Origin of the sequence: Microcoleus sp. BR0-C5 (genome assembly GCF_036705045.1) — a bacterium.
Taxonomy (GTDB): domain Bacteria; phylum Cyanobacteriota; class Cyanobacteriia; order Cyanobacteriales; family Microcoleaceae; genus Microcoleus.
The window spans coordinates 1-13,693 of sequence record NZ_JAUBTR010000014.1 but is presented as its reverse complement, the minus strand read 5'-3'; the positions used below and the strand labels follow the sequence as shown (position 1 = coordinate 13,693).

The window sequence follows — 13,693 nt, the reverse complement described above, 5'->3', positions numbered from 1 at the left end:
TTTCAATGTTTGACTATTTAATCGTCGGAGCCGGATTTGCAGGTAGCGTCATTGCCGAAAGACTAGCAAATGAAGCCGGAAAAACAGTCCTGATAATTGATACCCGCAACCACATCGGCGGTAACGCATACGATCACTACGACAATCATGGCATCCTCGTACACAAATACGGCCCCCACATTTTTCACACCAATTCGCGCCAAGTTTTCGAGTATCTTTCGCGGTTCACCGAGTGGCGACCCTACGAACACCGCGTCCTCGCCAGTGTTGACGGTCAACTGCTGCCAATTCCGATCAATCTCAACACCGTAAACAAACTTTACGGACTGAATCTCACCTCATTTGAAGTAGAAGATTTCTTCGCGAAAGTAGCAGAACCAAAAGATTACATTCGCACTTCTGAAGATGTAGTTGTCAGCAAAGTCGGCCGCGAACTTTACGAGAAATTCTTCCGTAACTACACCCGCAAACAGTGGGGAATGGACCCCTCAGAACTCGACAAGTCAGTGATTGCGCGCGTTCCCACTCGCATTAACCGGGACGATCGCTATTTTACCGATACCTATCAAGCAATGCCGCTGCACGGCTACACTCGGATGTTTGAAAAGATGCTCTCTCACCCAAACATTAAGGTGATGCTGAATACCGACTACCGAGAGATTGAGGGTTTTATCCCTTACGGAGAAATGATTTACACCGGGCCAGTCGATTCCTATTTCAATTATTGCTACGGCAAACTGCCTTACCGTTCCTTGGAATTCAAGCACGAAACACTGAACGTACCCGTACACCAAGAAGCACCGGTGGTAAATTACCCCAACGAGCATTTATATACTCGCTGCACCGAGTTTAAATACCTCACCGGACAAGAGCATCTAAAAACTAGCATTGTCTACGAATATCCCCAAGCGGAGGGAGACCCTTACTACCCGGTTCCACGTCCAGAAAATGCCGAAATTTACAAGAAATATAAGGCTTTGGCTGATGCAACTCCGGGAGTTTCTTTCGTGGGAAGGCTGGCGACTTACAGGTATTACAACATGGATCAAGTGGTCGCTCAAGCTCTGACAACTTACACACAAATTACTACCAAGCCGGTGATTGAATTGGTAGAAAATGTTAACGCTTCTGCCTCTAATGTCAGCTCCTCCAATGGAGTTGCCCATCGCCCCGGCGCAGCTTCTCTAGAAGTCGCTGCTGTCAAAAACGGCAACGGCAACGGCAACGGCAAATCTGCTACCAAGTAGCTGGAAGCTGCGAGTTACGGGTAAAAAGGTAAGGTGCCGACGGAGCACCTTACTCGGTTTTCATCATAAGTTATTTAATAATTCAAACAAGCATTGAGGTAAAAATGAACGTTCTAGTGAAAATTGTTTTGTCTCATGAGGTTTTGGAAAATTCTCAATTTGCTCAGTTTCAGAAAGAAATACAGCGCCTAATCGCCAGCGGTGGCAAAATTATTATGCTGGATTTCTCTAAAATAAATTTCCTGAAAAATCCCGAGTTAATGGCTATAGTCGCGATCGTGAAATTAGTTAGAGACAGCCAATGTATACTTTTGATCTCTGCCATGAGCGAACAAGTTAGAATTCTATTTGAACTCACGGGACTACAGCAAATATTTCATTGTTTGCCGTTTGCCGAAGAATTTTCTCTCACAAGTGAGCTAACTGAACCATTAGGAGGTTTGCAAAGTCTTGCTAGCTAGAGGGAGAGGGGGAGAGGGGGAGAGGGGGGTATAGGAAAAATCTTCCTGGTTTTTTCTTCTTTCTTCTGATTAATGAGTTCAGCACAAGAGAGCCTTCTGATGAGGCTGTTTTAAGGTGCAGAACTTTTGCAAATTAATCAGCAAAAAACTTGTCAAAGTCGGGGTAATTGTAGCTAACCTATAAATATAACTTTGGGTAGATGTGCCGATGAGTTGGTTAGGTAGAGAACTAGAAAATTGTGAAATAGAAGAGTCTGCAACTCTTGATAGTAAGGTGACAGTTCAAGGACGGAAAACAGGTTATCCGCGCCCCCAATTGCGCCGGAGCAACTGGATTTGTCTCAACGGTCAGTGGAGATTTGCTTACGATGACGCAGGCCACTGCGTGCAGCCGATCGATATCTCTGAGTGGACTCACACTATAGAAGTGCCGTTTGCTCCAGAATCGGCAAAAAGCGGGATCGGCGACACGAATTTTCACGCCAACTGCTGGTATGAACGCGAATTTGACGTACCCCACACAGAAGGCAGAGTTCTCCTCCACTTTGGGGCCGTAGACTACCGCGCCCGCGTCTGGGTGAACGGTCAGTTTGTCATCGAACACGAAGGCGGACACACTCCTTTCACCGCAGACATTACAGCACTTGTGAACCTCAACGGGCCGCAGCGGGTGACAGTCTGGGCCCAGGACGACCCGCAAGATTTGGAGCAACCGCGCGGCAAGCAAGACTGGCAAATAGAGCCGCACAGTATTTGGTATCCGCGCACGACAGGCATTTGGCAGACAGTCTGGGTAGAATTGGTGCCTCACACTTATATCGAGCGCATCCGCTGGACTCCCCAGTTTGAACGCTGGGAAATCGGTTTTGAAGCGTTTGTCGCGGGCGATCGCCAGTCGGGAATCCAGATTAAAGTTAAACTGTCGATCGGCTGTATGCTGCTGGTCAACGACACCTACGAAGTCATCAACGGCGAAATCCACCGCCGCATCGCCCTCTCAGACCCTGGTATCGATGACTACCGCAACGAATTGCTGTGGAGTCCCGAAAAACCGACATTAATCAACGCTCAAGTACAGTTGTGGGCGGACGGCAAATTGCTCGACGAGGTTAAATCTTATACCGCGATGCGGACGGTCAGCATCCAGCGCGATCGCTTCATGCTAAACGGCCGCCCCTACTATTTGCGACTGGTGCTCGACCAAGGTTACTGGCCAGACACCATGATGACTGCCCCTTCAGACGAAGCTTTGCGGCAGGATGTCGAATTAGTCAAAGCAATGGGTTTCAACGGCGTCCGCAAGCACCAAAAAATCGAAGACCCCCGATTTTTGTACTGGGCTGACGTGCTGGGGCTCCTAGTTTGGGAAGAAATGCCCAGCGCCTACCGCTTCACTCCCAAAGCCGTGCAACGGCTGACGCGGGAGTGGACGGAAGTCATCGACCGCGACGCCAGCCACCCCTGTATCGTAGTCTGGGTGCCGTTCAACGAATCTTGGGGAGTTCCGAATTTAGTCGAAGCCGCAGCCCACCGCAACTACGTGCAAGCGCTGTATTTCTTGACAAAAACCCTCGATCCGACTCGCCCCGTCATCGGTAACGACGGCTGGGAAAGCATCGATACCGACATCCTGGCGATTCACGACTACGACAACAATCCGCAAACCCTAGCCAAGCGCTACGGGCCCGAAGTCCAGCTAGCCGATTTGTTCGATCGCGGGCGTCCGGGAGGGCGCATCCTCACCCTCGACGGCCACCCGCACCAAGGACAGCCGATGATGCTGACAGAATTCGGTGGTATCGCCTGCGCCGGTCGCGAAAACCCTGATTTTTACAGAGTTTGGGGCTACGTGCGCGCGTCGGACACGAAGGAACTGCAAAAGCGCTACACCGCGCTGTTGAAGGTGGTAAACCGAGTGGAAATGTTCAGCGGATTTTGTTACACGCAGTTAACCGATACTTTCCAAGAAGCTAACGGTTTGCTGTATGCCGATCGCACTCCCAAGTTTCCCCTAGAGGTGATGGCTGCGGCAACTCTCGGCTGGGATATTCCCGAAGAAAGTTCACAGCCCCAAGCTATTACTCAGTGTTAATTGGGAATGAGGCATGGGGCATCGGGCATGGGGCATCGGTTATTAGTTATTAGTTATTAGTTATTAGTTAATTGCTAACAATTACCAATTTCTAAATTCCTAATGCCCGATGCCCAATGCCCAATGCCCAATGCCCAATGCCCGATGCCCGATGCCCAATGCCCGATGCCCCATTACCCATTACCCATTCGATTGATGTTTCAAAGTTTTTTCATGGGCGGATTTGAATGTTCCACCCACAGAGTGCAATCTGGAAAACGCCTCGATGTCACAGCCGCCACCGGTCACGATAAATTTGCAGCAGCAGACTACCAACGCTTGCAGCAGCAAGGCATTTACACAGTCCGCGAAGGCCTCCGCTGGCACTTAATTGAACAGTCGCCCGGAAAATACGATTTTTCCAGTTCCCTGCCCATCATTCGTGCCGCCCGCGACATGAAGATGCAGGTAATTTGGGATTTGTTTCACTACGGCTGGCCCGACGATATTGATATTTTCAGTCCCGAATTTGTGTCCAGGTTTGCAAACATGGTGCGCGCTTTTATGGAAGTGCTAACTGAGGAAACCGATCAAACACCTTTCGTGACACCTGTTAATGAAATTTCATTTATTGCTTGGGCAGGCGGCGATGTCGCCTACATCAATCCGTTTGCAAAAGGGCGGGGAGACGAGCTCAAAATCCAGTTAATCAAAGCTGCGATCGCAGCGATAGAATCAGTTTGGGAAGTCAATCCCAGCACCCGCATCGTTCAAATCGATCCCACAATTAACATTATTGCCGATCCTGATAAACCGGAGGATCGGGACGCGGCGGAAGGTTATCGCTTATCTCAATATCAAGCTTGGGATATGTTGGCTGGACGTTTTCGCCCAGAGCTCGGCGGTAAGGAAAAATATCTCGATATTATTGGGGTAAATTATTACGATCGCAATCAGTGGATTCATAATGAAGAGCCGATGAAATACACAGATCCGCTGTACCGCCCGTTTCGCGAACTGCTGCAAGAAGTGTTTGAGCGCTACGGCCGCCCCTTATTCGTAGCAGAAACAGGCACTGAAGACGATTTTAGACCTGTCTGGTTTAATTATGTGTGCACTGAGGTAATGGCGGCGATGAAAGCAGGAGTTCCGATAGAGGGAATCTGCTTGTATCCGATTGTTAACCATCCGGGTTGGGATGACGACAGGCACTGTTACAATGGTTTGTGGGATTATTGCAATGAATCGGGCGATCGGGAAATTTACCAGCCTTTGGCGGATGAATTGCAGTTTCAAAGGCAGCAGATTGAACCGTTGCTGAAGTCGCAGAATTGATAGCTGCGATCTAATTCTTTAGGGTGCGCTGCGGCGCACCTTAAGCTGTTAATCTAATTAATAGTCTGATCTCGTGTCCGTTCTATCGACTGCAATATCCGAAAAAAGCCTTGAGCTGCTTTAAGAAAGCAAATAGCTCTACAACCGCTAGTCTCATTCTTCCCATGGACTGCCTTTGGCTTCCAACTCTGCCATTTTTTCCTTCCTTAGTTCATGTAAGGTTCTATTAGTCGAACTAAGCACTGCCCATTCATAAATATTTATAGAAGACCAACCAGTAACTTTCTTTCCCCAATTATTATAGGAGATTTCTTCCCCATTAAATCTGACCAATGTATCATCAATTATTATAGCTTCAGAGCTTTCAAACTCTTTAATTTCAATGCTATCCCCAGCTTTGATTAATTCCCATTCAAACAACTTGTCCATTCGAGGTAGCCAAGTTCTATTAAAGCCAGAATCAGTGGATATAATTTCTTCCTTGATTGTAGAACCTTCTCCGGCTAAACCCACGTAAAAATCATCCAGTTGTGCCGGAGGCAAAATTTTCTCAATCCTCAAAAAACCTTGCTCTCCCATAAAAACAGGAGTGATATTAAGACAGATTGCGTCTACCCCATTTGCAATCAACCAAGCAACAGCAGAAAGGGTTTGCTCATCAAAGGATGAGGCTATAAGTATTATTCGTTGTTTTTTGTTAAAGGTTTTGAGTGCGTCATTGCTTGACAAGAATTTATTCAACTCTCGTCTCGCTTTTTCACTAGAGGTCAAATCACCTAATTCATACTCATATTTGTGGATCTCGATATACGAACTATAGACCAACTCTACAAGGGATTCAGGTGTAGAAATTTTGGCATAACTCGCGGCATACCTGATAGCTTGAAATTCAAAAGGTTCTTTTCTGGCTTTGATGTCTTGTACGTCGCGTTTAATCTCGATTAGAACAATATTGCCATCTGCATCAATGGCAGTCAGGTCGCTAATCCCGTTACTCGCATTACGAACTTGTTGACCTACAACTAGAAGAGTTTGGTCATCCCCAAAGAGCAAATTAATGTTTTTGCGTAAGAACTCTTCAATATGTCTTTCCTGTAAGTTTAAGTCTTTAAAGTTTCTGACTTTTATTTCTACTGCTTCGTTCCTTTGGATGCCGCCGTCGAAAGTAACAGGTATGTACATCGCACTCCGCTTTGCTGCTATTGGCTGTCTAAGTGTTCAACTATATTGAGCCTATGTATCCGCTCAATAATCCGGGGTAAATCGCTCAACGATGCACCAGGAACCAAACTAAATAAAGCCGGTTGCTGCGGGTTCTCACCCGTCTTCTGAGCAAAAAACCGGTTTCTGGCTACCCGTGCGTAAGTCCTAAAGCAATAAGGGCGGGCAAAATGCCCACCCTACATACTAGATATCACTTTGATATCAGAGTTAAATTTTCAATACCCCCAGGGGAATTCGAATCCCCGTCGCATCCGTGAAAGGGATGTGTCCTAGGCCTCTAGACGATGGGGGCGCGTCGTTGCGTTTGCTTGTGTTCCGCACCTTTATTACCTTAACTAATCTTTCCCAATCTGTCAACTACTTTGCGAAACTTTTTTTTCTACTCGTCCCAAAGCTCGTCACAGTAGGCTTTGAGGATGGCGGCGCAATTGCCGATCGCCCCGAGATGAGCAATTTCAAAGCCGTGGGTGTTCTGGGTGGGGAAAGCCAAACAAGCGGCGCGGGCTACGTGGCCGAACTTCATGGCGATCGAAGCATCGCTCCCAAAACCGCTAATTACCGCCAACTGCACCTCTACATCGGCTGCTGTGGCTGCTGCGCGCAATTGGGCGTTCAATCCTTCATCGTAGACTCCGTAGCCGTCCTGAACCAGCAAAACCGGGTTTTCGCTGTCACGAATCGGGTATTCCGGTGCCAGAGGGCAAATTTCCAAAGCGATCAGCGCATCCAACGGCTGGCGCTGGGTGAAATACAAAGCTCCGATCGCCCCAACCTCCTCCTTCGCCGACGCTACCAAATAAACATTCACCGCAGGCTCTTTCAAACATTCCGCCAGAGCCAGCAAAATCGCCACTGAAGCCTTGTTGTCCAGAGTGTAGCTCGCGATCCAATCCTTCAACCGCAGCGGGCGCTTGCGGTGCTTTCCCACCACCATCCGCGTGCCCGGTCGAATTCCGGCCTCGGCTAATTCCTCGGCGGTACACTTAGTTTCGATCCAGGCATTTTCCCACTTTAAAGAAACATCTTCCTGCTGAGCTTTCTGAGGAGATTCGTGAGAAACATGGCGGGAACCGAAGCTGAGAATGCCGCTAATTGTTTGCTTGTCTCCGAGCAAATCCACCACGCCTTCCCCGTAAACCCAAGGAAATGCGCCGCCCAATCTGCGGACTTCCACCCGGCCACTCTCGCCTATTGTTTTAACTAGGGCGCCAATTTCGTCTTTGTGGGCGGTAATGGCGATCGACTTTTCGGGATTGCGACCCTTAATTAGGGCGATCGCATTGTCCGCGCGATCGATCCAAGCATTCACTCCCAGGGCGGCGAATTTTTCCATCAACCGCTGGTTAATTTCCGATTCCGCACCGCTGGGTGAGTGCAGCATTACTAATTCTTCGATTGTTTGGAACAGGCGATCGAACTCTAACATTTTTGAATTTCGTTTTTAGGAGCGAATTTTGACATATATTAAAGCAGATTTACTCTCTATTTCCCCAGCGGTACAGTTAGTTTTAATTCAGGCATTTTCCCACTTGAAAGAAACATCTTTTTGCTGAGCTTTTTGAGGAACCTAGAGATGAAGCAATGGGACACAGCAAATGGGGATTGAGTAACAAGATTCATGCGAGCGCATGGATGCGTTGGGCAATCCGTTGGAGTTTCACCTCACCCCCGGACAAGCTGGTGACGCCAGAAGTATCCGACCAACTGCAGCCGTTGCTGGTGGCGAATACACTGCTGGCTAACAAGGGCTATGATCCAGATCGGGGTGTGATATACCCCCTCAATGCCGAGGAGAAGAGCGCTTTCAGTTGACAGTTGACAGTTGACAGTTGACAGTTGACCGCAAGAGGGCGACCTCTACCTGGAAGGAAGAGGATTGGAGTAATGAATAGTCTTCTTTTAATTTTTCCCGATCAGGCTTGGGGCTTTAAACCAATTCTTTCTGGTAATTTCACCTCGCCACCGCAAGACCCTGGGAATTTATGATACGGAATTGTACAAAGCCCGTCATTTGATGGAGAAATTTTTCGCCAAGATCAAGCAGTATCGGGCAATCGCGACGCGCTATCACCCGCCAGACGGTGAACTTTCCGGCGTGCGATTCTTCTCGCTGCTGCAGTCATCAGGTTGAATTGATGAGACACCCTAAATTAACTTGACAATGCCGTAAACTAATATGCCTGACCTCTTGAGTACCTTCTTTTCAACTAATTTTATTCCTCACGGGCATTGTTACCTCTGGAAACCCGGGTTGGTCTGGCTGCACATAACGTCAGATGCAGTGACTGTCCTCGCTTATTACTCGGTGGCGTTTGCCATTGTTTACTTTACGAATCAGCGTAAGGATCTGCCTGCCCAGACGGTGATGCTGCTGGTGGGTTTCTTTTTTATTTTTGCCCTATGTGGCACAACCCACCTGATGGAAGTAGTGACACTTTGGAACCCTATCTACTGGGTTTCAGGACTGATCAAAGCAGTCACTGGTGCTTGGTCTTTCTATACGTTCACCTTTTTACTGATTCCCTTAATTCCAGTGGCACTCGATTCGCCCAGTCCAGCCCAACTCGCCCTTACAAACCAGGAACTAGAGGAGAGTCGCCGCCGTATCCAGGCGATTAATGTCGAGCTAGAGCAACGGGTGCAGGAACGCACCGCCCAATTGGAAGCGTCTAATCGCACCAAAGACGAATTATTGATGCGCGAACAAATAATTCGGGCAGAGGCAGAGGCAGCCAACCGTGCCAAGGATGAGTTTCTCTCGATTCTTTCTCATGAACTCAGAACTCCTCTCAACGCCATCTTAGGATGGTCAACGATGTTACGGCAGCGAACCCTGAGTGAGGATAAGGTGGCGAGGGCTTTGGAGACGATCGAGCGAAACGCGAAGTCTCAAGCCCAGCTCATCGAAGACATCCTCGATGTTTCTCGCATCATCACGGGTAAACTGCGCCTCCAAGTCCGTGCTGTCAACCTCGTGCCGGTGATTGAATCGGCGATTGAGTCTGTAAACTTGGCGGCTGAGGCAAAGTCAATTCGCCTGCAAAGCGTGCTCGATTCTGAAGTTGGCCCGCTCTTGGGTGATGCCGATAGGTTGCAGCAAGTTGTGTGGAATCTACTTTCTAACGCCCTCAAATTTACGCCTAAAGACGGGCGAGTCCAGATTCGTTTGCAGCGGGTTAATTCCCATGTGGAAATTACTGTCAGCGACACTGGGGCAGGCATCAGCTCGGACTTTCTACCGTTTGTCTTCGATCGCTTCAGCCAGCACGACAGCACGACTACTCGCAGTTATGGGGGGTTGGGTTTAGGGTTAGCCATTGTGCGTCAATTAGTAGAATTACATGGCGGGACTGTAACGGTAGTCAGTCCAGGGGTAGGACAGGGGACGACCTTTACAGTCAAACTGCCGGTGATGATTATCCATCTACCACCCAGCGATCCAGAGCCATTAAACTCGCTAGTCGAGGCGAATGGGAGGTTGCAGGCCTCGCTGACCCTTGAAGGCTTACAAATCTTAGTGGTAGAGGACGAGGCTGACGCGCTAGAGTTGCTGAGCACGATTCTCGAAAAGTATGGTGCTCATGTCATGGCTGTAGCTTCGGTAAAGGAGGCTTTGACTATTATCGAAACCGCAACCGATCGCACCCCCGATGTTTTAGTGAGCGATATTGGGATGCCGGATGAGGATGGCTACTCCCTGATCCGCAAGTTGCGTCAACTTGAAGCGCTGCGGGGCGGTAGGCTACCGGCAATCGCGCTGACGGCTTATGCCCGGAATGACGATCGTCAGCAGGCACTATTAGCAGGTTTTCAGATGCATTTGACCAAACCCGTAGATGCTGCCGAGTTAGTGGCGGTGGTGGCCAGCCTCACCGGACGTATAAGCAGGTGGTGACATAGCTGGCAAAAGTATAGTCATTTATAGACATGGGAGGCTTTAAGTCCCTCCCCCTTCACTTTTACTTTGAGCGGATCGACCCGCATTGGCCCAACTACGCAGCTCCCTATCAAGAAAGCTGAACGCATTTGGGATTGCTTTTCTGAGGATATTGTACGCTGCATTCACATCGGAATTAATTAGCTGACCACTCGACGTTTTGTACAAACCCCGCTTAATCCGCTTACCAGTAAACACAGGCTCTTTTTCTGTTTTTCCATAAACAGGAATGGGGTCTAAACCTAAAAAACTGGAGCGGGATGTGTAGGATTCTTCCTGCACAATTACTGTGATTCCCGCCAACCGAGCTTTGTACTCCAACATTTCAATTAATCGAGAGTGAGGAATACTAACAAAGTTTTGATTGGTTTGCTTCCCTAACTCGATTTCTGTTTTCCACTGCGCGTTCTTGCCAATTACTAGCGTCCCAATCTGCTTGGTGAGCAAAAGGTTAATAATTAGACGGCTAGCATGATGTAAGTAATTATCAAGTTTTTGATGGCGACAGCGAGTTAAGCGCTGCATCCTGGGTGAGGTTTGACGATGCCCTTTTAACTGGGATTGTAATCGGGATTTGCGTTTGTTATAGAACTGGTTAATCGATTTTAATGGTCGCCCGTTAATCAACAAAGGGATAAATCCCGGCTGATTTGAAGTTAACGCCACTAAATTATCCAGTCCCAAATCAATACTAGCTATAGAAGTAGCGTTATTGACGGTGGGATCCGGCTCATCATAAATCACCTCAATTACATAGGAATCACATTTCGGAACCAGTCTAACTTGACAAATCTGGTTGGGATTTAGTTTGGTTTTAATTGAAAGTTCAGTGCCGGAAAGCTTGATAATTCCTTTCTTCAACTGTTTGCTGCTAATCGCTTGAATCGTGTAAACGAGAAGGTTTCGCCCTTTAACTTTATCTTTGTACTTCGGCAGTGTTGGGCTACCCGTGAATTTTGAAGAATCAACTTTGTAAGCTTTAACGGCTTCAAAAAACGATTTCCAATTTTTGTCTAACACCATCAAAAGTTGCTGGCTTACTTTAGCAGGCAAATCCTTGTATGCTTCATGAGACTTCATCAATCGGTTCAATTCGTTGTAGTTGACATAACCCCATCCATAAATAAAGCTCTGACGAATGACGTAATTGGCGGCATTGTAGAGGTTTTTGGACTTGAAAGCTAGTTCGTCTATTTGGGCGAAACGGTGTGACGTTGATTTAATGATGTGCCTCTGTGTTAGTTGCATTTGAGACTTGCGTTCTTCAGGCTGTGCGTATTCCTTATTCAACACTTACAACATAATACCATTATTGTTTATAATTGCTTATAAACTCAATGAAGTTTTACAATACCAAGGATGAGTTTTTTTGAGTTGAGGTAAGGTCTTCTTCTGACTGTAGTAATCTGGATTGTCCCGCATTTGGGGTAAGTGGCAAACCACAGGACAAGCATTGATGGGAGAACGGTTTTGCTCATACCAGTTAAACCTATCCGCCAACAAATAGTTATACTGGCTACACATCATTGACAGCCATCTGTCAATCTCAATGGCTTGTAACTTTGTTGGACGTAATCGATACTGGTAAGAGGTTCTCATTCCCTAGACTTTGTTTATTATGCTATATGTAAGTTAACTTACTGTCAACTCGCGTGTCAATGCCATTCCAGAAAAATAATACATTCGGCGCCAAGAAACGGCTCAAACGCCCTCTAGACAAGGAAACGATCGGATTCAAAGGTTACGAAGGACAAAAAGAGAAACTTAAGGCTGTTCCCGACTGGCCTGAACGTCTCAGAGAATTTGTTGATAAATTGATCTGTGACGAAGAAAATTAATTGGTCAACTCCGTACCTACCTTGACCCGCCTATTCATCCCACACTAACCTGATTACAGGTATAGTGTGGGGATTTCGGCGCTTTAGCTAACTCTTCAATTGTTGGGAGCAGTCCCTCGAACTCTAACATTTTTCCATTCCGTGTTTTGAAGCGCCTTTTGACATATATTCAAGCATATTTACTCTCAATTTACTCTTCTTATGAACCCAAAAATAACTCTATGTAATGAGATATAGCTCATTCTCAACAAACTCGTAATCAGCCGGATTTGTTGACTAAAACTCTCGCTTTCAGGTTAAATTTGCAGCAGAATTCAACTCGATTTACAAGCGGTAAAAATGTAAATTATTACCTAGAGGCTTTTCCATCATCTAACGTTATTTTAAAATTAAAAAAAATCTCATCTCTCCCTATGCTTGTCCATAAACTTCAGCAACTCGTGCAGCGCCAAATTCGAGCCAAAAAGTTAGGAATTAAATTTAACAGAGTTGCTAATTTCAAATTACCAAAACAATTAATTTTGCCAGGAAAACTGCATCAAGTAAACGTGCCTTCAGAGAAAGGCATAGACGGAGAATTTATAGAAGTGCTTTTAGACGACTGCTACGGAGTCGAGCAATTATCTGAATCCCTGATGACAATTATTGATGTTGGAGCCAATGTCGGGTTATTTCCGATTGCTGCGAGGAACTGATTTCCCCAAGCCGTGATTCACGCCTACGAAGCTAATCCCCACCTGGAAAATTACCTCAAACATCAATCTCAAATCGCAAATTTTACCTATTTTCTGGAAGCAGTAGGAGACCGAGATGGTAAAGTAGTCCTCGACATTCGGGAAGTTTCGGGAAAAACCCGATCGACAGTTAGCGAAAGCGGCGAAATACCAATGGTATCATTTCGCAGGGCGATCGAGCGAATTGATGGTAGCGTCGATTTAGCCAAAGTAGACTGCGAAGCTGCAGGATGGCTGTTATTTGAAGAGCGAGATACTTGGCAACTTGTGGAAAACCTTTCTTTAGAATATCACTTGTGGTCTGGTCACACTCACGCGGAAACCCGACAAATTATTGAAAACTTAGGATTTCGGATCGGAAAGCAAATACCAATAGATCAATGGTACGGCTCGATTTTAGCATCCCGAACCTGCAACCCTCAAGGATATAGCAGATGTTGAAGAAGCAAGTTCGCCAACGGATTCGCTTTCTTCTGATATAACGGATGTCACAAAGAAGGTTAAGTCTTCTGGAGTTGTGGTGATATGCCAGTTTTTATAAGAAAGAAGAGTTCCTCAAAAAAATGAAACAGAAATAGCTAATCTTATATCATTTCCGGTTACACCGGAATAATGTTGACGGTTGACGGTTGACGGTTGACTGTTCACTGTCAACCGTCAACAGTGAACTCGAATTTACTATTCCGATGCTAACGGATTTGATATTAATTGATAATTACTTCCCGAATCGAGTCCCCACTAGAACTTAATTTAATTGGTGTGGTCTTCGGGCACTGCCCTGAATCACCGTGATTGGTATAATGTTTGTGTCCTTTAGGTTACAGAGCCATGAACTGTGTATATTGC

Annotated in this window: 11 protein-coding genes, 1 tRNA gene and 1 pseudogene; 8 read left to right on the top strand and 5 right to left on the bottom strand. The window is 46.8% G+C overall.

Features of this window, described 5'->3' with window-relative positions:
* Positions 1-5 precede the first annotated feature (5 nt).
* From glf to QUB08_RS09175, 4 genes are all read left to right on the top strand, one after another.
* Positions 6-1,247, top strand: coding sequence for a UDP-galactopyranose mutase (glf, locus tag QUB08_RS09190; RefSeq protein WP_333224456.1), 1,242 nt, complete (start codon positions 6-8; stop codon positions 1,245-1,247).
* A 104-nt stretch (positions 1,248-1,351) separates the two neighbouring features.
* A complete protein-coding gene (locus QUB08_RS09185; RefSeq protein ID WP_333224455.1) occupies positions 1,352-1,708 on the top strand; it encodes an STAS domain-containing protein in 357 nt (118 codons plus the stop codon).
* 208 nt (positions 1,709-1,916) lie between these two features.
* On the top strand, positions 1,917-3,800 hold the full coding sequence (locus tag QUB08_RS09180) for a glycoside hydrolase family 2 TIM barrel-domain containing protein (RefSeq protein WP_333224453.1): 1,884 nt from the start codon (positions 1,917-1,919) through the stop codon (positions 3,798-3,800).
* 123 nt (positions 3,801-3,923) lie between these two features.
* Complete coding sequence (locus QUB08_RS09175) at positions 3,924-5,114, top strand: beta-glucosidase (RefSeq protein WP_333224451.1); 1,191 nt, start codon at positions 3,924-3,926, stop codon at positions 5,112-5,114.
* A gap of 153 nt (positions 5,115-5,267) precedes the next feature.
* Here QUB08_RS09175 and QUB08_RS09170 read toward each other — a convergent pair whose 3' ends face one another.
* The 3 genes from QUB08_RS09170 to QUB08_RS09160 form a co-directional block, all read right to left on the bottom strand.
* The gene (locus QUB08_RS09170; protein WP_333224450.1) at positions 5,268-6,296 is read right to left on the bottom strand and encodes a hypothetical protein; all 1,029 of its coding nucleotides are present in this window, start codon (positions 6,294-6,296) and stop codon (positions 5,268-5,270) included.
* Between the two features lie 261 nt (positions 6,297-6,557).
* Positions 6,558-6,630, bottom strand: a tRNA-Glu gene (locus QUB08_RS09165).
* Between the two features lie 87 nt (positions 6,631-6,717).
* On the bottom strand, positions 6,718-7,764 hold the full coding sequence (locus QUB08_RS09160; RefSeq protein WP_333224448.1) for a M42 family peptidase: 1,047 nt from the start codon (positions 7,762-7,764) through the stop codon (positions 6,718-6,720).
* Between the two features lie 750 nt (positions 7,765-8,514).
* Between QUB08_RS09160 and QUB08_RS09150 the strand changes: the two genes are divergently transcribed.
* Positions 8,515-10,233, top strand: a complete 1,719-nt coding sequence (locus QUB08_RS09150; RefSeq protein ID WP_445300905.1) for a hybrid sensor histidine kinase/response regulator — start codon at positions 8,515-8,517, stop codon at positions 10,231-10,233.
* A 20-nt stretch (positions 10,234-10,253) separates the two neighbouring features.
* Here QUB08_RS09150 and QUB08_RS09145 read toward each other — a convergent pair.
* Both QUB08_RS09145 and QUB08_RS09140 read right to left on the bottom strand, forming a co-directional pair.
* A pseudogene (locus QUB08_RS09145) lies at positions 10,254-11,523 on the bottom strand (RNA-guided endonuclease InsQ/TnpB family protein).
* Between the two features lie 78 nt (positions 11,524-11,601).
* On the bottom strand, positions 11,602-11,874 hold the full coding sequence (locus tag QUB08_RS09140; RefSeq protein WP_445300904.1) for a helix-turn-helix domain-containing protein: 273 nt from the start codon (positions 11,872-11,874) through the stop codon (positions 11,602-11,604).
* Positions 11,875-11,933: 59 nt separating this feature from the next.
* On the opposite strand from QUB08_RS09140, the gene QUB08_RS09135 reads away from it, so the two are divergent.
* The 3 genes from QUB08_RS09135 to QUB08_RS09125 all read left to right on the top strand — a co-directional run bounded on the left by QUB08_RS09135 (position 11,934) and on the right by QUB08_RS09125 (position 13,288).
* The gene (locus QUB08_RS09135) at positions 11,934-12,113 is read left to right on the top strand and encodes a hypothetical protein (RefSeq protein ID WP_333109038.1); all 180 of its coding nucleotides are present in this window, start codon (positions 11,934-11,936) and stop codon (positions 12,111-12,113) included.
* Between the two features lie 413 nt (positions 12,114-12,526).
* On the top strand, positions 12,527-12,808 hold the full coding sequence (locus QUB08_RS09130; RefSeq protein WP_333157796.1) for a hypothetical protein: 282 nt from the start codon (positions 12,527-12,529) through the stop codon (positions 12,806-12,808).
* A gap of 12 nt (positions 12,809-12,820) precedes the next feature.
* Entirely contained in the window at positions 12,821-13,288 is a 468-nt protein-coding gene (locus tag QUB08_RS09125; RefSeq protein ID WP_333224446.1) for a hypothetical protein, read from the top strand.
* The last annotated feature ends 405 nt before the right edge of the window (positions 13,289-13,693 follow it).

Coding starts and splice junctions, on each gene's coding strand:
- QUB08_RS09175 (WP_333224451.1), top strand. CDS start 3,924: ATGCCCAATGCCCAATGCCCGATGCCCGATGCCCAATGCCCGATGCCC.
- QUB08_RS09150 (WP_445300905.1), top strand. CDS start 8,515: ATGCCTGACCTCTTGAGTACCTTCTTTTCAACTAATTTTATTCCTCAC.
- glf (WP_333224456.1), top strand. CDS start 6: ATGTTTGACTATTTAATCGTCGGAGCCGGATTTGCAGGTAGCGTCATT.
- QUB08_RS09185 (WP_333224455.1), top strand. CDS start 1,352: ATGAACGTTCTAGTGAAAATTGTTTTGTCTCATGAGGTTTTGGAAAAT.
- QUB08_RS09135 (WP_333109038.1), top strand. CDS start 11,934: ATGCCATTCCAGAAAAATAATACATTCGGCGCCAAGAAACGGCTCAAA.
- QUB08_RS09180 (WP_333224453.1), top strand. CDS start 1,917: ATGAGTTGGTTAGGTAGAGAACTAGAAAATTGTGAAATAGAAGAGTCT.
- QUB08_RS09160 (WP_333224448.1), bottom strand. CDS start 7,764: ATGTTAGAGTTCGATCGCCTGTTCCAAACAATCGAAGAATTAGTAATG.
- QUB08_RS09170 (WP_333224450.1), bottom strand. CDS start 6,296: ATGTACATACCTGTTACTTTCGACGGCGGCATCCAAAGGAACGAAGCA.
- QUB08_RS09140 (WP_445300904.1), bottom strand. CDS start 11,874: ATGAGAACCTCTTACCAGTATCGATTACGTCCAACAAAGTTACAAGCC.
- QUB08_RS09130 (WP_333157796.1), top strand. CDS start 12,527: ATGCTTGTCCATAAACTTCAGCAACTCGTGCAGCGCCAAATTCGAGCC.